The organism is Sulfobacillus sp. hq2 (genome assembly GCF_002903155.1).
GTDB lineage: Bacteria > Bacillota > Sulfobacillia > Sulfobacillales > Sulfobacillaceae > Sulfobacillus > Sulfobacillus thermotolerans.
In genome coordinates this window covers 433815-456213 of record NZ_NWUL01000031.1, presented here as the reverse complement: position 1 = coordinate 456213, position 22399 = coordinate 433815, and the positions used below count along the sequence as shown (strand labels likewise).

Here is a 22399-nt window from a genome sequence, read left to right as displayed (position 1 = left end):
GAAATCTCCTCCCTGTCAGGACCAACGTTCTTCGAGCGTTTCGACAATTTGTACAGCGTTGGTCGCAGCCCCTTTGCGCAGATTATCGGCCACTACAAATAAATGAAGTCCTTGAGCAATAAAGGGATCCCGGCGAATGCGTCCAACGAACACCAAATCCTGTCCAGCAGCTTCTAACGGTGTGGGCACAATGCCATGCTCAGGATCATCCACGACTCGAATTCCTGGGGCCTCCCGCAATAGCGTGCGCACCTCGTCGACCTCAAAAGGTCGCTCTAACTCGACGTAGACTGCTTCGGCGTGGGACACAGCTACGGGCACTCGAACCGCGGTTGCACTAACAGGCAATTCCATGCGAAAAATCTTCTGGGTCTCGCGCGTAAGTTTCCATTCTTCGCCCGTATAGTCCAGATCTCCGAACTTATCACAATAAGGCAACACGTTAAACGCAATCGGGGTGGGATAAGTACTCGGCGTTACAGGCTCTTGAGCCAATGTTTGCGCCGCTTCATGGCGCAAGGTCTCCATCGCTTCGCGGCCAGTGCCTGAAACAGCCTGGTACGTCGAGACAATCACTCGCCGCAGCCCGTAGCGCTGACGCAAAGGCTCAAGTGCCACGACCATCTGAATCGTTGAACAGTTAGGCGAAGCAATAAGACGAGCGTCCCCTATAACCTCAGCATTTACTTCGGGAACCACCAAAGGTACGGTTGGATCCATACGGAAGTAACTCGATTTGTCGATAACCGTTACGCCGTGGGCTGTAGCCAGGGGGGCGTAGTGCCGACTCACATCATTCGTGGCCGCAAAAAATGCCACGTCAATTTCGTCCCAATGCGCCGCATCCACACTTTGCACAGGAACTTGTTGTCCTCGAAATTCTATAAATCGGCCATGTCCTTCCGTAGCCAGCGCCACCAACGAGCGCACCGGCGTGTTGCGTTCCTCAAGAATTTCAAGAATTTTTTGCCCAACGAGTCCTGTTGCTCCAACAACGGCAATACGCAATGCGTTCACTTGATCCGTCAACTCCTACAGTATCAATTCCATGGCACTAAAATGGGTTGCATCTGCTCTTGGCGCTGAGCCGCTTGGACCGCAGGGACAATGAGTTCAAGATGCGCGTCAATAGAACGCGGCTTCCGTATTGGGTCATCTTGACCAAACGGGACAAAATAAATGTTGCGTGCGCCAAGCAACCGCCCTAAATTAACTGCATTGAGGCCTAAAAGGTCATTTGAGGTAATAGCCAACAAGACCGGCCCCCCATTGCGCAATTGCGCTTTTACCGCCATGGTTACGGGAGAATCATTAATGGCATTAGCAATCTTGGCCAAGGTGTTGCCAGTGCACGGCATGACCAGCACGACATCAAACCAACGTTGCGGTCCGCTGGGTTCCACCTCGGGAATCGTCGTGAGGATTTCTTGGCCTGTAACCGCTGTAATTTGTTCTGCCCAATAATCGCCGGACCCAAATCGTGTTGTTACGTGAAGAATACTGGGCGATACAATCGGCGTGACAATGGCACCCTGGTCCACTAATAGCTTCATTGTAGCGACAGCACGGTGCATATTGCAATGGGAAGCGGCCATGGCTACGCCGATTTTTACTCCGTTGAGTTCTCCCTCTGTCATGTTTTTCAGTTCCTTTCCCGTTGTACCGTAGCTTTCACCGCATTTTCCTGCAAGATGGACGCTAACGTCTCCCAAATGATTTCCGCAGCCCGCCTAGGCGCAATGTGACCCGGGACCCCCAAATACGATTCATATCGCGCCATGACATGCGAATCCGTCTCCAGCCCTTTGGCCAACCCCCCTGGCAGTGACGCCAGATCGATAATCCAAGCCGGATCTGTCGTATCGATCCACTCCCGGGTAATCACCGGAGCCGGTATCGTATTGAACAGCCCATCTAGCGGCGGACACCACACCGGGTCGAGAGGATGGACGGGAAATCCCATTGCAGACGCCATAGCCCGTTTTTCGACCGAACGGTCAAACACTTCTACGAAACTTCCGTAACTCTGGAGGCGAAGCGCCAAAATCGCCCCGACACGCCCAAATCCTAAAATGCCCACGGGGCGATGATAGAGCGTAAACCCCGAACGTCCAATCGCTGCGCGTATCGCCCCCTCTGCCGTTGGCACCGTATTGAGCCACATAAAGGTAGTTTGATTACGGTACTCCACCGTCGTGAGTCCATAACGCTTTGCCCATAACGTCACAGGAGCCGCAATTAACCCCGCAGCGATAAGACCGCCGTGGGCCATACGCGCTAAGAAGTCGGGGGTGAGAATGACACGGCCATCCATCGTCTTCATTGAACCATCCGCATCAATGCCCGTCATTGGTCCTATAAAGATGGCCACGGGCTCCCCCGATTCACGGTAAGGGGCGATTCCTGGCGCGCTAAAGCCCCAAGCTTCTACCGTAAATCCTTGATTCTCCAGAAACTGACATAACCATGCATCGCGCGCATCACCACCAGCTACGACAACCCTTGTTGCCACATTCTCATCCCTTTCTGCATTCTTATCCCTCTGGTGTCACTATACGGAACATCCAAGCCTGACGTTCCGTAAGCCGTAGTGTCAGAACTTCCCAGCCAAATAGGGGGCATTGGCGGTGAGATAATAAAAACCACCAGTGTCTCATCCAACTCGCTATGCGCAATCGGATGAGACACTAGTGGTTTTCTGTTCGTTAGACCAAAGGTCCGTACACAGCCGGACCTTAAAGAGAATTAGTGGACGTGAATGTCCGTGGCTCCATGTTCTTCAAAAAGGTGCTGGGCTTTATCGACTTCCGGTGCATCAGAGCGCACCATCAACAAGACATCACCCTCTTTAAGACGCTTCTCATAGCCATGACTCTCGTTGCTGGGAATGCCATAATCCACAAGGGCTCCAGCTACCCCGCCTGCAACAGCTCCAGTTAGCGTGGCCGCTAACGGGCCGGCGGCAATAATCGGGCCAACACCCGGAATCGCTAAGGCTCCAACTCCTGCTAACAGACCCGTGATACCTCCGAGCGTGCCGCCCCAACCAATCCCATTCCCTAAGTTATGCATACCGTCACCCGGGTGACCTTCTCGAACATGCCCTTCGTGTCGTGCCACCAACGAAATATCCTTTTCTGGCACACCCCGGTCTTTTAGCACAGAGACCGTCTCTTCAGCATCATGGTGATTTTTAAAGGCACCGACGACTGTCTTCTTCATCTCAATCCCTCCTTTTCAAATGACCGGAGTTAGTATGCCCGGACATTGAAAGGAACTCAGGGTTAATTTTCTCCAAATTCCGTGGGTTGTGCAGATTCATCGAGATCAACGATCATAACTTCTGGCCCAATGCGGCGAATAACCCGCCAAGGAATTACCGTCGTCCGACCTTGACGGACCAACCGTCCACGCGGAGGCACTAAAATCGAAAAAATGGCTCCACTTGTGGGATCAATTTCCAAATCGGTATCCCCTAAAGGCCCTAACCGTTCACCATTGGTTAAGTTGATAATTTCTTTGGAAGCCAGTTCACTAAAACGCATAAGGCATTCCTCCTTAGAAGACATTATGCGTGTAACGCAGTCTGTAGCACTCGTTCCAATCCTTGGACTGGCCCGCATGCCGCCACAGCCCACGGTCTTACAGCCAAGATCTCGCGCGAGACTCGCATAATTTGCTCGCAACTCACTTGCTCTAGACGCGACAAGCGGGCTTTGGGGTCTAACGGAGAGGCTCCGCAAACGGCATAAGCGCCGAGTCGCGCCATGCGTCCATCAGGTGTTTCCATGGTGAATGCCATCGCGGTTTCCGCTTGGGTCAGAGCCCATGCCCGTTCCTCCTCCGTGGGCCCATATTCCAATAAATTCATAACCTCTTGAGTGGCTGCCTCCAATGCTTGCGGCACCGATTGTGGACTCATTGCCATATAAATGGACAACTCTCCCCAATCCTTCATCGCACTATAAGAGGCCGAGACGGTATACACGAGACCTTCGTCTTCCCGCAATCGCTGCCATAACCGGGACGAATTCTGGCCTCCCAAAATAGTTGACAAGACCAAAGCCGCGTCATGGTCCGCATCAAACATTCGTGGAGCAGGAACCCCCATCGTAACATGCACTTGCTCTCCAGGACGTGACAATATTTCTATGTGAGGACCAATCTTCGGGCCCAAACGTACCGGGGTGATACTGGGGCCTAAAGGGTGCGGCCACCGCAAGGATTCAGCCAAGACCTTCAACTCTTCGACGCCTTCCCCACTGAGGACTAACGTGATATTGTCGGGATGATAAAATTTTCGGTGAAAGTTTTTTAGTTGTTCAGCGTTTAACTGACGTAAGCTACGCCGACTCCCCAAAATATCATGATGAAATTGTTCATCGGGGTAGAGTGCAGCCATATAGAGTTCGGTAGCGCGGTCTTCGAGATCATCTTCGGCTTCCAGCAACTCTTCTAAAATCACTTGGCGCTCTTTCCCAATATCGTCTTCGCGCAACCAGGGTTCGCTGACCATGGCCCACAGAAGTTCCAACGCATCCGCCGCTTTTGACGCCAAGACCTTGGCATAAAAGACGGTATAATCCCGCGTCGTAAAGGCATTGATTTCCCCGCCTAGACGATCTTGAATATTGGCGATATCGCGAGCCGACCATGACCGTGCGCCCTTAAAGACCGCGTGCTCAAGGAAATGCGCCGCCCCAAATAACTCAGGGTTCTCATCCCGCGAACCGACATGGACGTAAAAAGCTATTGCGGTTGTGCCCAATGAACCATAGTCATCCCATGCTAACGTCAAACCCGATGACAATGGAGTCAAGTAATTGATATCGCTTCTCCTGCCTTTCCACTGCCCCAGATCCTCATGACAGCGCTTAAATTTCCGGTTATCCTTATACGAAGCTCATTCCCTCGTTCGTTATCATCCTACAGACTTCACATCTAGGTACTTTACCACACCATTAACCATCGCCGACAGGGGTCCCCATTTTTAAAAGCGCAGAGACCGTCACTAAATTGTATCCTTGACTCTTTAATCCCTCTATAATAAGAGGCAAAGCTTTAACCGTGCGGTCCGTTGGATGCATGAGAACAATGGCCCCAGGGCGGGCTTTGGCCAGAACCTTATTCACCATATAAGGCACGGAGGACGACGGGCGCCAATCAATCGTGTCAATCGTCCACATCACCAACGGCATATGCAATAACGACGTCGCCTTTAACACCGCGCCGCCAAGTTCTCCATAAGGAGGAGCATACACGGCAGGAGTCACCCCCACAAGCTGGTGAACTATCTCATTTGTCTTTTGGATATCTGCGACATTCTCGCTTACGGACATCGCAGCCGGATGTCCATGTGCCCAGCCATGGTTGCCTACTTGCATGCCGTCTTTCACAATCTGTTCGAGCACTGTCGGATTCTTCTTAGCCCATACTCCCCCCACCATGAAGGTCGCTTTGACATGGGCAGCTGTCAGCGCTTGCAGCAATTGCGGCACGTATTGTGTTCCCCACACCACATTGATGGTTAAAGCCATGGCCCGTTGTGTTGTGACAACTCGGTACACAGGTCCTGGCTCTAAATTCTCCGTTGTCGGCACAGGTGCCGTGGCCGGTGAATGAAAGATCGCGACACTAGCTAAAAACAACAAGAAAAGGGCAACTACTTTGGTTGCTGGTGATCTTAAGGAAATGACTTTAATCCACATCGTGCTCTCCCTCCTTCCTTGTCCTATGTGGACAGCCAAAGAGGTAGAACAATGGGCATCTAAAGGAGCTGTTCAATCTGCCATAGATCGTGCTCACGAGCCTCTACGGTCGAACCAGGCGTTTCGAGAATAAGAGGCCATGAACGGTCGCGTGCCTCTCTGAGCAACGCCTTAAGCGCGGGTAATCCGAGATGTCCGGTTAGTAAATGTGCATGGCGGTCGCGGTGGGAACCCACGGGATAGGCATTGTCGTTAAGATGCACACCCCGAACCCGGTTAAGGCCCACCCCCCGCTCCACCGCGCCAAGAAACCGCGTCACATCTTCAGTGGTGTGCAGGGGAAACCCCGCTGCCATGGCATGTGCGGTATCTAACAGAATCCCGACACGGCGTATTCGTCCCAAATGGCGAAACAATTCATGGAGTTCATCAAAGGTACTGCCCAATTCGCGGCCCTGTCCTGCCGTATTTTCCATCAAAATGATACCCGGACGCGTCAACATGTAACGGAGCGTGCCGGCCAGTATTTCTAGTCCTGCTGCCTTAGCCTCATCTCCAATGCCTTGGCAATGACCTGGATGCAACACCAAAAAGTCTCCATGCAACCGCTTGACGCGAACCATTTCTTCTGCCAAGACCGCTCGGGCTCGTTCCTGCATTGTGGGATCAGTGGCTGCCGGATTCACAAAATACGGCGCATGAACAAAAAACGGGCGGATGTGGGCCTGTTCCAACCAGGCCGATACCGTCCCCGTTTTGGGCAATTCTTTACTTTGTCCACCAACCGGACTACGACTAAACACTTGTAACACGGAGAGACCGCGTTCAGACGCCTCCATAATGGCTGTCTTCAGACCACGCGTGGTGGACAGTTGTGCGCCAAGTTTCACCGTCCCGAATCACGCCGTGGACCCGAGTGCGCAGAAGGTCGATGACTTGCCCCGCGCTCCCGGTCTTGTGCTGGCCGCGGTTTTGGCGGCTCGTATCCTTCAGGCACTGGCATGGTGTCTTTATGCGAAAGGTTAATGCGTCCCGCGCTATCTATTTCGATTACCTTCACCGTGAGCATATCTCCGACGTTAACCACATCTTCGACTTTGTTGACGCGTTGATAGGCGAGCTGGGAGATGTGCACAAGCCCCTCTTTCCCCGGTAAAAGCTCCACAAAGGCCCCAAAATTCATCAAACGCGTTACTCGCCCGGTAAACACTTCACCGACCTGAACAGTGCGTGTCAAGTCTTCAATCATTTGCTGAACCTTGCGTCCCACTTCTTCGTTGAGCGCAGCAATATAGATCGTCCCATCATCTTGAATATCGATATCCACCTTCTTGTCCCCCACTTTGGTGGCCTCGATAATTTTGTTGATGGTCTTTCCGCCGGGTCCAATAACCTCACGGATTTTGTCTGGCTCTACCGACATCGTCAAAATGCGTGGTGCATGCAGCGAGAGATGTTTACGCGGAGTGGGAATTACCGCCTCAATTTTGTCCAGAATGAACAAACGGGCGTTGCGTGCCTTGTCCAGGGCTGTTTCTAGGATTTCGCGCGATAGTCCATGAATTTTAATGTCCATCTGAATGGCCGTAATTCCGTCGCGTGTGCCTGCCACTTTGAAATCCATGTCCCCTAAGGCATCCTCTAGCCCCTGGATGTCGGTCAAAATGGCAATCCCATCTTCATTTTTCACCAACCCCATGGCAATTCCCGCGACGGGCGCTTTGATGGGTACACCCCCATCCATAAGGGCTAAGGTGCTGCCACACACAGACGCCATCGAGCTGGATCCGTTCGACTCTAAGATATCGGAGACCAAGCGCAAGGTGTAGGGAAATTCAGACTCTGAGGGAATGACGGGTTCCAAGGCACGTCCGGCTAGTGCCCCATGACCGATGGCCCGCCGATTCGGTCCCCGCATAGGTCCCGATTCCCCAGTAGCAAAAGGCGGAAAGTTGTAGTGGTGCATATAACGGCGCGATTCCTCGGCGCTGATGCCATCGAGCATCTGCTGATCGGACAACGGCCCTAGTGTCATTGCCGTTAAAGCCTGCGTTTGGCCGCGGGTAAACAATCCGGTGCCATGTACGCGCGGTAGTACGCCCACTTCGATCGAAATGGGACGGATCTCATCAAATCCACGTCCGTCGGGTCGGATGCCGTCTTTAATAATCGCCTGCCTGACCACTTCTTTGAGAACTTTCTTGAGCGTTGCCCCAATCATCGCTTCTTGCTCTGGAAATTGTTCGAGCAAGATTTGACGCGCCTCTTTATTCACCTGCTCAATGTCCTGGCCCCGCTGCTGCTTGTCCGGATTACGCATCGCTTCTAGCAGTTTGTCATAGGCGATATCCTTCGTGGCTTGAACGAGTTCAGGACTCGGCAAAAACACCGGATATTCGGCTTTCGGTTTTCCCGCCATCTCCTGAAAGCGTTGAATGCCTTCAATAATGCGCCGAATTTCTTCATGGCCAAACCAGATAGCATCGAGCATCGTTGCCTCTGAGACAATATTGGCACTCGCCTCGATCATTAAGATCGCATCATAGGTGCCCGCAATCATTAGCTTAAGTTCGCTAACTTTTTCCTGTTCTGCGGTAGGATTAATGATAAACTGGCCACCGACATATCCGACTTGAACCGCTCCAATCGGTCCATCAAAAGGAATGTCCGACAAACTTAGAGCCGCCGATGCCCCAATCATGCCGCAGATTTCTGGCGAATGATCGTAGTCCACCGATAAAATGCTGGCAACAACATGTACTTCATTGCGAAACCCTTCCGGAAATAACGGACGAATGGGCCTATCCGTCAATCGGGCGGCCAGAATTGCCGCTTCGCTGGGCCGACCTTCGCGTTTGATGTAGCCTCCGGGAATTTTACCCACCGCATAAAGGCGTTCTTCGACATCAACGGTTAAAGGAAAAAAGTCATAATTTTCCTTTGGTTCGCGAGACGAGACGACCGTCACTAAGACGACGGTATCCCCGTACCGAACGACCACAGAGGCATTCGCTTGCCTGGCCATTTTTCCGGTTTCCAACGTCAACGTACGGCCGCCTACCAAAAAATCGGTAGTGATAGCCTCCATATGTACCCTCCTGTACAGCCTTGGGTCCGTATACGGTTCCCAGAAATCTTCTTGTGTGGTAAAAAAGAGCGGGAATGTCCCGCTCTATCGACGCAATCCCAACCGTTGTATCAAGGCATGATATCGTGCGCTGTCGGTCTTTCGCAGGTAATTCAGCAACGCGCGACGATGTCCGACCATGGTCAACAGTCCACGCCGGGAGTGATGGTCCTTTTTGTGAATCTTCAAGTGCTCGGTGAGTTCACTAATGCGCTGAGTCAACAACGCGATTTGAACTTCCGGCGACCCCGTGTCCGATTCATGCAGCCGATTAGCCGCAATGATGGCCTGCTTTTGTTGTTCCTGTAGGGCCATTCGTTCTCCCCCCTTCTCAATAGCGTTAATGCGCAGTCAAGACCGCGCCAGATTCCTCATCTTGTGCCAAGATGGAAAGCAATGCGTCTTGATAAGCCTGTACTGCCGGTTGGGAAACTCCTGCCCGCCGATAAAGCTCTTCGAGTTGACGCTGCAAGCGCTTAAACTCCCCGGTGACACAAATGGCAGACACTTTCCCCACCATTTCACGCCAGGTATCCGTTTGCATTAAGCTTCCTCCAGTCCAAAGACAGTTTATTGTATCATGACCCCGCTAAGTCAGCAACTGACGGGCTTTTTCGATATCCTTCTGAATTTGTCGAATCAATGCGTCAACACCGTCAAATTTCTGTTCAGCGCGCACATGCTCTATAAAATCAAATGATACGCGATGTCCATACCAGTCGTCTAATATTTTATCGAGCACATGAATTTCCAACACTGGTAAAGACTGTCCAAACGTCGGACGTACTCCCCAATTGGCTACCGCCGCATAACGGGAACCATCCGTTCCTCTAAGAAATCCCGCATACACTCCATAAGGAGGCATAATCTGACACGACGGAACCCCGACATTTAACGTTGGAACCCCTATGGTCCGCCCGCGTCCATCCCCATGCTGCACGGGTCCCATTACCACGAAAGGATGCCCGAGGCGTTCATTCGCTGTGCCGATTTGGCCTGCTTGAATATCTTGCCGAATCGCAGAACTTGAGACCACCTGCGCCGAGTGGTCTCCTTCCACGGGTTCAACCACATCCACGATAGTCCCATTGAGGCGTCCCCACTCGATTAACGTCTCGGCCCGGCCCGCGCCTTGCGCCCCAAATGTAAAATTAAAACCCACAACCACCGCATGCGCATTGAGCGCCGCTTTGACTTCATGGGCTAGAAAAGGAAGCGCGGGAACAGCAGCCAGCTGGCGATCAAAGGGCAGGATTTTCACAAACTCTACGCCGAATTGTTCAAGCCAGTACAGCTTTACATCCGTCGGCGTAATGAGAAAATGTTCTGGGGGCACCGGCCTTAAGACCATGGCGGGATGGGGGTCAAAGGTCAAGGCAATAATGCGCCACCCATGACCTGATGCAATGGTTTTGGCATGTTGGATCAACGCTTGGTGGCCGATATGAACACCATCAAAATTGCCAATCATCACTACACTGGGCGACGCAAATGCGTTGGCCACTATGCGCTCCATTATCGTTCACCCTTTGCGAGTACTTTGCGAAAGTGCCACGGAGGACCATCTACCACCGCCACAATCTGCTTCTCGTAGACGATGGCTGTGGGACCAGACCCTGGCAATGGTGGAATCCCCGCCACATTCCCTGACCACAGCATCGCGGCTTGATCAGCGGTGACAGGCCAAGTACTGAGGCTGAGCATCTGTGTCCCGGCTACGAGCGCGTCTTGCCATTGGTTCGGATTAGCTTCCAAGTCATCGAGACGCCATGCGTCTTGCGCAGAAAACGCCCCAACTTGCGTCCGTTCAAGCGATTCTAAAGAGGCCGCATGGCCCAGTAAAAAGCCCATGTCACGGGCTAATGCGCGAATATAGGTGCCTGAACCGACAACAGCCTCAACGTACCACCGATCGCCCACCCCGTCTAGTACCTTAATGGCCTCTATTTCGATCGGTCGCGGATCGAGCCAGACCGTTTGACCCTGTCGGACCTTATGATATGACCGCTGGCCCCCTTGCTTAAGGGCCGAGACCTGCGGGGGAAATTGCCAGATAGTCCCTGTAAGCCATGGTAAAATATTTTCTAGAGCGTGTCGATCGGGAAAAGGAGCTCCTGATTCCCCGACCACATCCCCTGCGCGGTCCCCGGTATGGGTTAAGCGTCCCAGAACAATGGCAGCCCGATAGACCTTGGGCGTTAGAACGGCCCACTCTAATAGACGGGTGAACTGTCCCAGCGCCACTGGCAATACCCCGGTCGCATCGGGATCCAATGTCCCAGCATGACCCACGTGACGTTCGTGCGTCAAACGGCGAATGCGTTGGACAACCTGATGTGACGACATGCCCGCCGGTTTATAGACGTTGAGAAATCCGTTCGCCACAGAACACTCCATTCATCCCCGCCCGTCATTCGTGACCGGGCAGGGTTTTAATGATTTCTTGAATATGCATGCTATCGACAATCGACTTGTCCAAACGAAAATCGAGCTGCGGCGCCAGCCGCAAATGCAGCCGACGCGCAATTTCCCCTCGCAGGAAAGGCGTAGCGCTCTTGAGTCCTGCAAGACTGGCCTCAGCTTCCTCTGCACTGCCCATGTGACTCACAAAAACTTTCGCCACCGACAAGTCTCGTGAGAGCTCCACGTGCGTCACGCTCACAAATCCAATACGAGGATCTTTCACATCGCGCAACAGCATCGCACCCAGTTCTTGCTGAATGGAAAGCGCGATCCGTTCTGCTCGGGCTTTGTTCACAAGCACACCCTCACTTTCAGCTGGCTTTGACCTCTTCTTCACTAAAGGCCTCAAAAATATCTCCGACCTTAATATCGTTAAATTTCTCTAGGCCAATACCACATTCAAACCCGGTAGCCACTTCCCGAACATCATCTTTGAAGCGTTTAAGAGAGGCAATATTCCCTTCATGAATGACCGCCCCGTCACGCAAGACACGCACCTTACCCGAACGCAAAATTTTCCCATCGGTGACATAGCACCCGCCAATGGCCCCGATCTTGGGAACACGGAACACTTCCCGCACTTCCGCTCTTCCCAAAATGACTTCTTGGAACTTCGGCTCGAGCATCCCGCGCAATGCCTTGTTGATATCATCAATAGCATCATAGATGACCCGGTAACTACGAATATCGACGTGTTCTTTCTCCGCGATTTGTCGGGCCTTGTTCTCTACACCAACACCAAAGCCCACAATAATAGCATTGGATGCCTGCGCCAACATGACATCGGTTTCCGTAATGGATCCAACTCCCGCATGAAGCACCCGTACGCGCACTTCGTCGTTAGACAATTTACTCACGGACTGCGCCAAGGCCTCAGCAGACCCATGCACATCGGCCTTGATAACCAAGTTGAGCTCTTTGACCGCTTCGTCTTTGAGACGCTGCAAAAAGTCATCCAACGATACTCCGCGTGCGTTGGGCTCGGACTGACGGCGAATCCGATCTTGCCGCGAATCCGCAATGCTTTTCGCTTGGCGCTCATCGGCCAAAATGACAAAATCATCGCCTGCTTCGGGCAGCTGATTGAATCCCAAAACCTCCACCGGCATAGATGGCCCTGCACTCTTCACCCGTTGCCCACGATCGTTAATTAACGCCCTCACGCGGCCATAGACGGCCCCTGCCACAAAGACATCTCCCACATTGAGCATGCCCCGCGAGACCAAAACCGTAGCCACCGGTCCCCGGCCTTTATCCAACTTTGCTTCAATAATGGTCCCTTGTGCTGCCCGCTGGCTGTTGGCTTTCAGCTCCAAAACGTCCGCTTGCAAAATCAGAGCTTCTAGTAAATTCTCGATGCCCTCACCTGTGCGCGCAGATACCGGCACCATAATGGTATCTCCACCCCACTCTTCGGCGATAAGTCCGTAATTGCTTAGTTCCGTGCGGACCTTGTCGGGATTAGCGCCCGGTAAGTCGATCTTGTTAATCGCCACGACAATCGGGACGTTCGCAGCCTTAGCATGGTTAATCGCCTCAACCGTTTGCGGCATGACACCGTCATTGGCCGCCACGACCAAAACAGCCACGTCCGTCACTTGTGCTCCTCGTGCACGCATGGACGTAAACGCTTCATGCCCCGGCGTATCCAGAAAGACCACCTTACGGTCGTTCCACTCAATCACAGAAGCTCCAATGTGTTGGGTGATGCCCCCTGCTTCGGACTGGGTCACCCGAGTTGCGCGAATGCGGTCCAGCAACGAGGTCTTCCCATGGTCAACATGCCCCATCACGGTGACGACAGGAGGACGTTCCGTCAAACTCTCCGGGCTATCGTCTTCCCCTTGCAAAATAATCTCTTCCTGCTCTTCTTGGGTGGCCCGTTCCTCAACCGTGGCACCAAATTCTGTTGCAATGATCACGGCCGTCTCCCGGTCGAGCTCCTGATTCACGCCGGCCATTACCCCTAATCCAATCAGGCGCTTAATCAGTTCGGTCGCTTTGACGCCTAATTGGTCCGCCAGATCCTTGACCATAATGGCACTGGAAATGATAATGTGACGCTGCACCGGCGGCATGACCGTTTCTTGCTGCTTGACTTGGTTTTTTTGCGATTTCGACCGATGCTTGCTCCCGTAATTTTCGTCTTCCCACGCGTTTTTCCGGCGACCTGAGGACATAGCCGGGGTCGTACGGCGGTCCTTGTTATAAGCCCCTCGGCGATTTTGCTCCCGAGCAGGACGCGTGGGGGGGGCGGCAAGAGGAGCCCCTATCGGACGACTCGCGGGGCGCGGTCCGGTTCCTCCTGAACGGTTTGAAGAAGCCCCCGCAGGCGCTCCTCCGGGACGGCCGGAAGGACGAGGTCCCGGTCCATTGTATCCGCTCCCTTGGGGACGCGGCCCCGAAGGACGAGACGGACCGGGGCCACGCCGCTCCCCCCCACCAGCTGGCCGGTTGCCGCCGTTATATCCAGCTCCTCCAGTCCGCGTTCCCCCGGCATTGTATGACGTTTGTGGACGCGAGGTACTGGCACTTGCGGGCCGGTTGCTTGACGCGGATGCAGCGGAACGCCCATTTGCACCTTCGCGCGGCGGATAAGGTCGATTGTCTCGACCGTTCGTGGGTCGAGGCGACCGATTATCTGGTCTGGCCCCATTAGCCATGGGTTTTGCAGAGGTTGACACGTGATTTTTTTCATCATGAGATGACGACACTAGTGGCGTACCGGCCACTGTCGGTCCTTCGCTATGGGCGGGGACGCTCGGCGTGGGTTCGGTCTTTCTCACTGGTTCGCTGACTGCCGGTTCTTGCGACTTCGGTTCCGGCGGTAACTTGCCTTCCATGATGTTTTTCACGGTCTGAACCGCCTCGGGTTCCACGGTGCTCATGTGATTTTTGATATTTTCTACGTGGAGACGGTGAAGCAGGTCGATCAGACGGCGACTGTCTAGTTTCACTTCCTTGGCTAGTTCGTACACCCGTACTTTTTCTTTTTCTGTCAAAATTCATCCCCCCTGATGGCACTCCAAACTGGGCGGCTAAACGGTCGGCGATTGATTGGTCCAAAATCGCAAGTACCGCGTGCGGCCCCATTCCCATAGCCCTGCCAAGATCGGACATGGATCCGGCTTGTAAAAGAGGCACATCAAGGTTCTGGGCCCACAGGTGGTACTTGCGATAAACTGACTCGCCTGCATCCTTTGCGATAACCACGAGGCGTGCATCATGATTCGTTAATGCAATCTGCACTTGATTATGACCAGGCGCCAGCTTACCAGCACGTTTCGCCAAACCTATCCAGTTTAACCAGTTATCCACTGATGTTCTCCTTTGCGACCATTTGCCGTAGCTGGTCTACAATTTCCGAATCCAAGACCACATCGAGCGCATGCTCAAGCTTCTTACTGCGAACTGCTAAATCAAAACAATCCACCGTGGAGCAAATGTATGCCCCCCGGCCAGACACTTTCCCTTTACGGTCTACAACCACCGTTCCTGTCGGCGTTCGCACCACGCGAATCAATTCACGCTTAGGGCGCGTTGTCCGACATGCCACGCAGGTACGCATTGGGATTTTTCGCGTCTTCATTACCACAGGCCCCCACCAGATACCTGAGACTCGGATCGCAAATCCACTTTCCATCCGGTCAACTTGGCTGCTAACCGAGCATTTTGCCCTTCCTTACCAATTCCTAAAGACAATTGGTTATCTGGCACAACAACCCGCGCTGCGCGCGTATCCGGTTCTACCACGACTTCGGTCACTTGCGCAGGAGACAGCGCGTTCGCAACAAAAATGGTGGGATCCCGATCCCAACGAATAATATCAAGCTTTTCACCATGAAGTTCTTGGACAATGGCTTGCACCCGCGTACCCTTGGCCCCTACGCACGACCCAACCGGATCGATATTGGGGTCTTCAGCCCACACGGCAATTTTAGTCCGTGCCCCGGGTTCTCGAGCAATCCCCTTGATCTCCACAATGCCATCATGAATTTCCGGCACCTCGAGTTCAAATAATCGCTTAATCAACCCCGGATGGCTCCGTGAAACAAAAATTTGCGGTCCTTTGTTGGTCTTCTTCACCTCGACCACGTATAATTTCACATGTTCGTTGAGACGCAGACGTTCATTAGGAACCTGCTCGCTTGGCATCATAATCGCTTCGGTCCGGCCCAAATTAATATAGATAAGGCCCCGCTCGCTTCGTTGAATGGTCCCCGTGACAATATCGCCTTCGCGGCCCACGAATTCCTCGTAGATGAGACCACGTTCCGCTTCTCGTATCCGCTGGACGATGACTTGTTTTGCCGTTTGTGCCGCAATCCGCCCAAAGTTTTTGGGCGTCACCTCAAATTCCAAAATGTCACCCTCAATAGATCCGGGCCGTATTTCTCGCGCTTCATCAAGTCCCACTTCCAGACGATGGTCTTGCACTTCAGCCACGACTGTCTTTTGGGCCCACACTTGGGTCGCACCGCTTTCCCTGTCAATACGTACTCGGACATTTTGAGCGGAAGCAAAGTTCCTCCTGTATGCCGAAATCAATGCCGATTCTATGGCCTGAAACAGAATTTCCTTGTCTATACCCTTTTCTCGCTCGAGATCGTCAAGAGCACCTAGCAGCTCCGCGTTCACACCAAACATCCCCCCTCAAAGGAGCCTTAGCCCCTGTCAAGCGAAAAGAGTGGGAAGCTCCCACTCCAAGTCCGGTCCGAGACCAGCCTGCCTCTTAAAGTTATCAAAACTGTCACAGCACTATCTTAGCACATTTCTCCTGCAAAGAACAACCGTGGGAATGCCTCGTTACGAGGACATTGTCGCCCCATTTCCCCATACCCATGACGTACTTACGCTCAGAAAAAGCACACAAGCACCCGCTAAAAGCGCCCATTTGGGACCATAAGGTAAAAGATACCCGCTCGCAAGTGCCATAAAAAAAGATCCTAAAGTGCCAGCGGACTGAAATAGCCCTTGAATTTGACCCCGCGTAGCCGTTTGGGAATGACTCATGACATCCGCATTAAGCGATGGTGTGATAAGACTCATAGAAACAGCTTCAAGCACTGACAAGGCAATGGACACACTCGGAGAATCGGACGCGACATACAATAGCACGATGATTCCATTAAGAAGCGCCCCACCATAGATGAGCCGTGAACGCCACGCAGCCTTATCCGCCAATCGTCCCGCCAAGAAATTAAAAAGTAAGTACGGTAGCGCAAACAACGTCCACGACAAGCCAATGACAATGTGAGAAGCCCCAAGCTGGTCCATATAGATGCTCCACGTGGCATCGTACATGCCTCCCAGCCCCATCCATCCAAAATTCAAGACCAGCCAGCGCCCGAGAGTATTCCACGGTATGGGATGTGGTTTGGCCTCTTTTTGCACCGAGCGTGGCATAGGACTAGACTCGCGTATCCCAAACAGCACGGCGATGATGGCGATCACACCTAATACCACCCCGACTTCAAAGGGCAGGCTAAGACCTCCCACCGCACTCGCCAGACCGCCGATCATCGGCCCCACAGCAAAGCCGGCCATATAAAATGACGACAATAAAGCAAAAGCCCGTCCTCTCCGGTGGCTCGGCACGCGGTCGGCCACCAGAGCATTAGCAGCTGGGAGAAAGGCCGCGACACCCAGCCCTTGCAAGGCGCGAAATCCGAGAAAGTAAATAGGCGCCGTGTGAATCAAAAACAAGAGGGTGCCAAGCGTACTTAAGGCCGTTCCCAAAAGCATAAATCGCCTGCGTCCCCAAATATCAGACAGTCGGCCAAAGAACAATTGACCCACAAAAGCTACCAGAGCATATAAAGCGGCCATAATACCCAGCCAGCTTAATGGCAACCCGCGGGCTTTGACAAAAAGCGGCAACAACGGAAGAATTGTACCAAAGGCACTTTGAACCACGAGAGTGGCCAGCAATAACGGCCACAGCGAGGTTTGTTCGTTGCTAGAAGAAAGCAAGCTGATTAGTCTCCCCGAGATTCTTCAAAGCTCCTTGGGCCCGAAGTAAGTCAATGACTGACTTAGACACATGGGCCCGTTGACGGAGGTCGTCCACGGAGAGGAATGGTCCTTGGGCCCGCGCTTGAATGATGTTCTCTGCCGCTTGAACTCCTAATCCCGGCAGGGCAGCAAAGGGAATTCGCAACCCATTGTCCTCAATGACAAATCGAGAGGCATGGGACTTTTCCAAACTAACAGGATAAAACTGAAATCGCCTCGCTAGCATTTCTCGGGCAATCTCCAACACGGTAATCAGTCCTTTCTCCTTCGCTGTTGCTTGATTGCCCTTTTCTTCGATCTCTGCCAACGCCTTATTAATTCCTTTAACCCCCGCTAACACCGGATCCGGATCGAAGTCTGATGCCCGTACCGAAAAATAGGTGGCATAAAACGCCAGCGGATGGTGCACTTTAAACCACGCAATGCGCCACCCCATCATGACATAAGCAGCCGCGTGCGCTTTGGGAAACAGATAACTAATTTTACGACACGACTCTAAGTACCAAGCTGGAACCTGGTGTTCTCTCATGGCTTGTTCTTGCTCAGGCTTAAGCCCTTTTCCTTTACGTACCGATTCCGAGATGCCAAACGCTACTTGCGGTTCCATTCCCCGACTGATGAGGTACAGCATAATGTCATCACGCGTTGCGATAACATCCGACAAACCCGCTAAATTCTGGCGAATGATATCTTGCGCATTATTCGCCCACACCTCCGTACCATGGGATAAGCCTGATATGCGTACGAGTTCGGCAAACGTCTGAGGTTTGGTGTCAACCAGCATACGTCGAACAAAACTTGTCCCGAATTCGGGGATCCCTAAACTTCCCACCGGTGTGCCAATATCATCTGGTTTGACCCCAAGTGCCTGCACTCCCCGAAACAGACTCATGGTGGCTTCGTCTTGAAAAGGAACGGCCTTGGCTGATATGCCCGTCAGATCTTCCAACATACGAATAGCTGTCGGATCATCGTGTCCTAGCAAGTCAAGCTTCAACAAACGCCCTTCAATTGAATGATAATCAAAGTGAGTCGTAATGATGTCAGAGGTCTTTAGATCTGCGGGATGTTGCACCGGACAAAAATGATGAATATCCTCGTCACGAGGCACCACCATTAAGCCTCCGGGATGTTGTCCCGTCGTACGTTTTACGCCTGTAATACCAGAGGCCAACCATTCCAACTCAGCTCCAGAGACCTCCCGTCCATTTTCCCGAGCCCATGCCAGCACAAGTCCAATGGCGGTTTTTTGGGCAATGGTCGCAATGGTGCCGGCACGAAACACATGGCCCTCTCCAAACAGAACCTCAGTATATTTGTGAATTTCCGGTTGATAGTCCCCTGAAAAATTTAAATCAATATCAGGCACTTTGTCGCCTTTGAACCCGAGAAACGTTTCAAACGGAATATCTTGGCCATCTCCCACTAACGGATGCTGACACTGCGGACACAATTTGGTTGGCAAATCATATCCCGATCCAAAGGAGCCATCCGTAATAAACTCGGTATAGCGGCATTGCGGACACCGATAATGCGGCGGCAAGGGGTTGACCTCGGTGATATCGAGGAAGGTCGCCACCAATGATGACCCCACTGAACCTCGCGAACCTACCAAGTAGCCGTCATCCAAAGACTTTTTGACCAACCGGTGAGCGATATAATAAATACTCGAAAAACCGTTGTCCACAATTGACCGAATTTCTTTATCCAGGCGCGCCTGAACAATGTCAGGCAACGTATCGCCATAAAGGCTCTTCGCCCGCGCAATAGGCTCTTCGCGAACAACACGTTCGGCTTCCTCTAATTTAGGCGAGAACAGTCCATCTGGCACGGGCTTAATGACAGGGCACTGGGCCGCAATCGCCTGAGTATCATCAATCACCACTTTCTGAGCCAACTCAGGCCCTAACCACGCCATCTCTTCCATCATGTCAGTCGTTGTCCGAAAGTGCAGCTGATCGTCATGATTATGCAATTCACCCTTGGCCGTGGTCGCTAAAATATCCCGAAATGCCTTTTGGTAAGGATACAAATAATGGACATCCGACACAGCCGGCGTGGGTTTTTTGTGTGCTATCCCGAGCTGGACTAACTCGGAAATCCATTGTGTGACCGCCTCGTCACCGCCAAGATTTTCGTCCCGCGCCATCTGTCGCAAAGCGGAATGAGGCGCTACTTCCCAATAATCGTAAAACTGACAAATGGATTGGATTTCTTGTGGCGAGGCCCCTCGAAATAACGCTTCTTGAAGCTCTCCCCCATGGATAGGCGAACCCAAAAGCCAATGAGAGCGCCCGGCCTCCAGGGCCGACCGAAACACTCTAGGGACCCGGTGAAATGTCTCCAAGTGCGACTGACTAATGAGGCGGTAGAGCGCCTCGACTCCCTCTTGAGAACGCAATAACAGCGTAACGGGAGTCGGCCGCCCAATTGTATAGGGCTGAGGCACAAGATCGCGCAACGTTTCTAAAGCACGCAATGTGCCATCCTCATTTTGTAACAACTTTAATAGCAAAAGACCTGTCGCCTCGGCATCGGCCAACGCCCGATGGTGCTGAGACAGTGGAATTTTCAACGCATTGGTTAATGGGCCTAAGCCGTAAGCCTTTAACCCCGGTAATCGAATGCGCGCTAGCGTCAACGTATCAATCACGCAAAAGTCCCATGGATCCGTAGGAAAAAGACGCGCAAACGCCTGCGAAATGTACCCGATATCAAATCGCGCATTATGTGCGGCCAAAACCGACCCGGAAGCAAAGGCAAAGAAGTCTCGAAACACTTCCTCAAAACTAGGAGCATCGAGCACCTCTTCAGGGCGAATGCCCGTAATTTCCTGCGTGGCCTGAGATATGCTTCGCATGGGTTTGACCATGCGATGAAACTGGTCAACGATAGCGCCACCAACAATCTTCACGGCACCAATTTCAATCACTTCGTGCTCTCGGGGCGATAGTCCCGTGGTTTCCACGTCCAACACCACAATAGGTTGCTCCGCTGACACAGTGCCTGGGCCTGTCAGAGCGGTCATCACATCGTCAACCATATTGACTTCGACGCCGTAAATCGCTTGAATGCCAAATTTTTGGCTTAACGTTTCCAGCTCCGGATACGTCTGCACCACACCATGGTCAACAACGCCGACATGCGTATGACCTAGGTTCTTAGCCAGTTGAAACAGCTCAGGCAACGCCACTAAGCCATCCCCCGCGCTCATTTTGGTGTGTATATGAAGTTCCACGCGTTTGGCTTCCGACGCATCATGGGGAGGCGGCGGCCCATCGACACGTCCACCATCTCGAATGCGTAATACCGTCTCTTTAGAATACTTGTCCTCCTCTAAACTGCCCTTGACCTTAAGATATTGCCCTGGAGTCCATGTTTCCACTGCCGGAAATGGTTGTCCCCGTCGCTCCGACAACCGTATCCGCAACGCATGCTGCAAATCGGTAATGACAGCGCTCCAATGCCGGAGGTTATCCCGGCTTAGTCGCATTTCGGAACTGACAATCTGTCCAAAGACGACCACCTCGCCCGCTGGCGGCAACTCCCCCAGAGCAACAGCCTCTCCTTCAGGGATTCCCCGTCCTACAATCGCCGCACGGTCCTCACTTCGGCTCTGCGGCAGCTCGACCGCAACCACAGGATCAGGCACGGGAGCTTCAGCTTGTCGCACCGATTGATGCCACGCAGGCATCTCGGGCCAAAACCGCCGTACTCGTTCCACCCCGCCCCATTTCGCAAACAGACTTTCCGCAATGGCATTGGGAAATGTGACCACTAATCCTTGATCTGTCAGTGTCACACCGTCACGGACCACGAGCTGCCGCACTTCGGAGTTGCTTAAAGCAAAAATTTGCTGCAACCGCTCATAGGGATCGTGCGCCCATGGATACTCCAGCCATTCCACCTCACGGCCCCACTCCCTCTGTAGTACTGCCGCCAGCTGACGCAAAATGTCCTCGTCTTGTGAGGCTTTACGGACGAGGACGATGCGCACCTTAGTGGGCCTAACCTCGACCCAAAGCAGTTCAAAGTGAGTCAGACCATTGTATCCCGCCTGCTGTAACCAGTTCTGAAGTTGAGCAGTCATCGCTGAGTCGCTGCGCCCAGACCCCGACCGTCACGGTGGGGAGGAGCGTTGCTTCCCCCCTTCTCCATCAAAGACGCTGTCAAACCAAATCGGCGTTGGGGCAAAAACATCGAAGAAATAACGCCACGCCTTGCGTCATAGAGCAGACGTATGGTAAATAGCGTCATTCGACGGGTCCAAGACCGTTCTTGGTCTTTCAGCAACCAAAACACCGGCGGTTGCTGTTGTCTATCCCCTAACCGTACCGCCATGTTTCCATCCTTTCGTTATATAAACCCTTAAGGAGAGCTACGGTGCAGCAACCAGCGCCACGCCCTGCCCTTGTCTGGCCCGCGAGCCAATAATGCCCTACATTCTGGGAATTTCGCGAATAATTTCCCAATACATGCGCATCCGAGCCGCAAAGCCCTTGGCCAAGCCTAACTTTTCTTCTTTCATCACCTGAGACACATCCTTTAAGATGACTTCCTTAGGTGCTTTACCCATCCGTTTTAATTGCCTATGCAATTGCAACTCTACACCATAACGTGACTCATTGATATGGTCGACGCCCGTCAACAGCGTGCGGCGAATGGCCCGCTGACCGGACAAAAAGGGGGCCAAAGCTTGCGCCCAATCAGTACTCGTGCGTCCTCCATCAAAAATGCCCACTGTGGCATCAATTTCTTGATCGATCACGGGCTTTAACAGTTGCTGGACATGGCCAACGGTTAATCCAATCAAATCTGCATCAAGAAACAAGAGAATATCCGCATCAGCCGCTTCAGCTCCCGCCTTCAGTGCAGCGCCCTTACCCTGATTCTCGGCTTGGTCTATAACAAGCACCGATGGAAAACTTGCCGCCACGGCTGCGGTGCGGTCACAGGAGCCGTCATTGACCACAATGACTTGATCGATTTCCGGAACCATGCATAACACCCGGAGGACTCCCGCTATATTCGCTTCTTCGTTATATGCCGGCACGATCGCGGCCACGCGTTCCTTCGGCATCCTACC

Annotated in this window: 21 protein-coding genes and 1 pseudogene; all 22 read right to left on the bottom strand. The window is 52.8% G+C overall.

What is annotated here, in order from left to right; translation table 11 throughout:
- Positions 1-15: 15 nt before the first annotated feature.
- On the bottom strand, positions 16-1017 hold the full coding sequence (locus CO251_RS09220) for an aspartate-semialdehyde dehydrogenase (RefSeq protein WP_103375477.1): 1002 nt from the start codon (positions 1015-1017) through the stop codon (positions 16-18).
- A 23-nt stretch (positions 1018-1040) separates the two neighbouring features.
- Complete coding sequence (locus CO251_RS09215) at positions 1041-1637, bottom strand: dipicolinate synthase subunit B (protein ID WP_103375476.1); 597 nt, start codon at positions 1635-1637, stop codon at positions 1041-1043.
- A 5-nt stretch (positions 1638-1642) separates the two neighbouring features.
- The gene (locus tag CO251_RS09210; RefSeq protein WP_103375475.1) at positions 1643-2512 is read right to left on the bottom strand and encodes a dipicolinate synthase subunit DpsA; all 870 of its coding nucleotides are present in this window, start codon (positions 2510-2512) and stop codon (positions 1643-1645) included.
- Positions 2513-2745: 233 nt separating this feature from the next.
- A complete protein-coding gene (locus CO251_RS09205; protein ID WP_103375474.1) occupies positions 2746-3222 on the bottom strand; it encodes a hypothetical protein in 477 nt (158 codons plus the stop codon).
- A 62-nt stretch (positions 3223-3284) separates the two neighbouring features.
- Positions 3285-3545 (bottom strand): YlmC/YmxH family sporulation protein, encoded by a 261-nt coding sequence (locus tag CO251_RS09200; RefSeq protein ID WP_103375473.1) that lies wholly within the window; start codon positions 3543-3545, stop codon positions 3285-3287.
- Positions 3546-3568: 23 nt separating this feature from the next.
- Entirely contained in the window at positions 3569-4819 is a 1251-nt protein-coding gene (locus CO251_RS09195; RefSeq protein WP_103375472.1) for a pitrilysin family protein, read from the bottom strand.
- A 142-nt stretch (positions 4820-4961) separates the two neighbouring features.
- Positions 4962-5708, bottom strand: coding sequence for a polysaccharide deacetylase family protein (locus CO251_RS09190; protein ID WP_103375471.1), 747 nt, complete (start codon positions 5706-5708; stop codon positions 4962-4964).
- Between the two features lie 59 nt (positions 5709-5767).
- The gene (locus tag CO251_RS09185) at positions 5768-6598 is read right to left on the bottom strand and encodes a deoxyribonuclease IV (protein ID WP_103375470.1); all 831 of its coding nucleotides are present in this window, start codon (positions 6596-6598) and stop codon (positions 5768-5770) included.
- A complete protein-coding gene (gene pnp, locus CO251_RS09180; protein ID WP_103375469.1) occupies positions 6595-8796 on the bottom strand; it encodes a polyribonucleotide nucleotidyltransferase in 2202 nt (733 codons plus the stop codon). Before pnp ends, CO251_RS09185 begins: the two co-directional genes overlap by 4 nt.
- Positions 8797-8880: 84 nt before the next feature.
- Entirely contained in the window at positions 8881-9150 is a 270-nt protein-coding gene (gene rpsO / locus CO251_RS09175) for a 30S ribosomal protein S15 (protein ID WP_103375468.1), read from the bottom strand.
- A 25-nt stretch (positions 9151-9175) separates the two neighbouring features.
- Positions 9176-9379 (bottom strand): hypothetical protein, encoded by a 204-nt coding sequence (locus tag CO251_RS09170; RefSeq protein ID WP_103375467.1) that lies wholly within the window; start codon positions 9377-9379, stop codon positions 9176-9178.
- Between the two features lie 45 nt (positions 9380-9424).
- Positions 9425-10351 carry a riboflavin biosynthesis protein RibF gene (gene ribF / locus CO251_RS09165; RefSeq protein ID WP_103375466.1) on the bottom strand — a complete coding sequence of 309 codons (927 nt, stop codon included), beginning with the start codon at positions 10349-10351 and terminating at the stop codon, positions 9425-9427.
- Positions 10351-11232, bottom strand: a complete 882-nt coding sequence (gene truB, locus CO251_RS09160; protein ID WP_103375465.1) for a tRNA pseudouridine(55) synthase TruB — start codon at positions 11230-11232, stop codon at positions 10351-10353. The genes ribF and truB overlap by 1 nt, the downstream gene beginning before the upstream one ends.
- A 13-nt stretch (positions 11233-11245) precedes the next feature.
- Entirely contained in the window at positions 11246-11593 is a 348-nt protein-coding gene (gene rbfA / locus CO251_RS09155; protein ID WP_103375464.1) for a 30S ribosome-binding factor RbfA, read from the bottom strand.
- A 16-nt stretch (positions 11594-11609) separates the two neighbouring features.
- Complete coding sequence (infB, locus tag CO251_RS09150; RefSeq protein ID WP_103375463.1) at positions 11610-14300, bottom strand: translation initiation factor IF-2; 2691 nt, start codon at positions 14298-14300, stop codon at positions 11610-11612.
- Positions 14301-14364: 64 nt separating this feature from the next.
- Positions 14365-14616, bottom strand: a pseudogene (locus CO251_RS18050) (L7Ae/L30e/S12e/Gadd45 family ribosomal protein); the annotation flags it as partial.
- A complete protein-coding gene (rnpM, locus tag CO251_RS09140) occupies positions 14609-14887 on the bottom strand; it encodes an RNase P modulator RnpM (RefSeq protein WP_103375461.1) in 279 nt (92 codons plus the stop codon). The gene rnpM and the pseudogene CO251_RS18050, both read right to left, overlap by 8 nt.
- A complete protein-coding gene (gene nusA, locus CO251_RS09135) occupies positions 14887-15936 on the bottom strand; it encodes a transcription termination factor NusA (protein WP_103375533.1) in 1050 nt (349 codons plus the stop codon). Before nusA ends, rnpM begins: the two co-directional genes overlap by 1 nt.
- A gap of 168 nt (positions 15937-16104) precedes the next feature.
- Positions 16105-17271 (bottom strand): MFS transporter, encoded by a 1167-nt coding sequence (locus tag CO251_RS09130; protein ID WP_103375460.1) that lies wholly within the window; start codon positions 17269-17271, stop codon positions 16105-16107.
- Positions 17258-21403 (bottom strand): PolC-type DNA polymerase III, encoded by a 4146-nt coding sequence (locus CO251_RS09125; protein WP_103375459.1) that lies wholly within the window; start codon positions 21401-21403, stop codon positions 17258-17260. The genes CO251_RS09130 and CO251_RS09125 overlap by 14 nt, the downstream gene beginning before the upstream one ends.
- Positions 21400-21654 (bottom strand): hypothetical protein, encoded by a 255-nt coding sequence (locus tag CO251_RS09120; protein ID WP_103375458.1) that lies wholly within the window; start codon positions 21652-21654, stop codon positions 21400-21402. Before CO251_RS09120 ends, CO251_RS09125 begins: the two co-directional genes overlap by 4 nt.
- 97 nt (positions 21655-21751) lie before the next feature.
- Positions 21752-22393, bottom strand: coding sequence for a glycosyltransferase (locus CO251_RS09115; protein WP_103375457.1), 642 nt, complete (start codon positions 22391-22393; stop codon positions 21752-21754).
- Positions 22394-22399 lie beyond the last annotated feature (6 nt).

Coding starts and splice junctions, on each gene's coding strand:
- CO251_RS09215 (WP_103375476.1), bottom strand. CDS start 1,637: ATGACAGAGGGAGAACTCAACGGAGTAAAAATCGGCGTAGCCATGGCC.
- truB (WP_103375465.1), bottom strand. CDS start 11,232: ATGGAGTGTTCTGTGGCGAACGGATTTCTCAACGTCTATAAACCGGCG.
- CO251_RS09120 (WP_103375458.1), bottom strand. CDS start 21,654: ATGGCGGTACGGTTAGGGGATAGACAACAGCAACCGCCGGTGTTTTGG.
- CO251_RS09200 (WP_103375473.1), bottom strand. CDS start 3,545: ATGCGTTTTAGTGAACTGGCTTCCAAAGAAATTATCAACTTAACCAAT.
- CO251_RS09170 (WP_103375467.1), bottom strand. CDS start 9,379: ATGCAAACGGATACCTGGCGTGAAATGGTGGGGAAAGTGTCTGCCATT.
- rpsO (WP_103375468.1), bottom strand. CDS start 9,150: ATGGCCCTACAGGAACAACAAAAGCAGGCCATCATTGCGGCTAATCGG.
- CO251_RS09205 (WP_103375474.1), bottom strand. CDS start 3,222: ATGAAGAAGACAGTCGTCGGTGCCTTTAAAAATCACCATGATGCTGAA.
- CO251_RS09115 (WP_103375457.1), bottom strand. CDS start 22,393: ATGCCGAAGGAACGCGTGGCCGCGATCGTGCCGGCATATAACGAAGAA.
- CO251_RS09190 (WP_103375471.1), bottom strand. CDS start 5,708: ATGTGGATTAAAGTCATTTCCTTAAGATCACCAGCAACCAAAGTAGTT.
- pnp (WP_103375469.1), bottom strand. CDS start 8,796: ATGGAGGCTATCACTACCGATTTTTTGGTAGGCGGCCGTACGTTGACG.
- ribF (WP_103375466.1), bottom strand. CDS start 10,351: ATGGAGCGCATAGTGGCCAACGCATTTGCGTCGCCCAGTGTAGTGATG.
- rnpM (WP_103375461.1), bottom strand. CDS start 14,887: ATGAAGACGCGAAAAATCCCAATGCGTACCTGCGTGGCATGTCGGACA.
- CO251_RS09125 (WP_103375459.1), bottom strand. CDS start 21,403: ATGACTGCTCAACTTCAGAACTGGTTACAGCAGGCGGGATACAATGGT.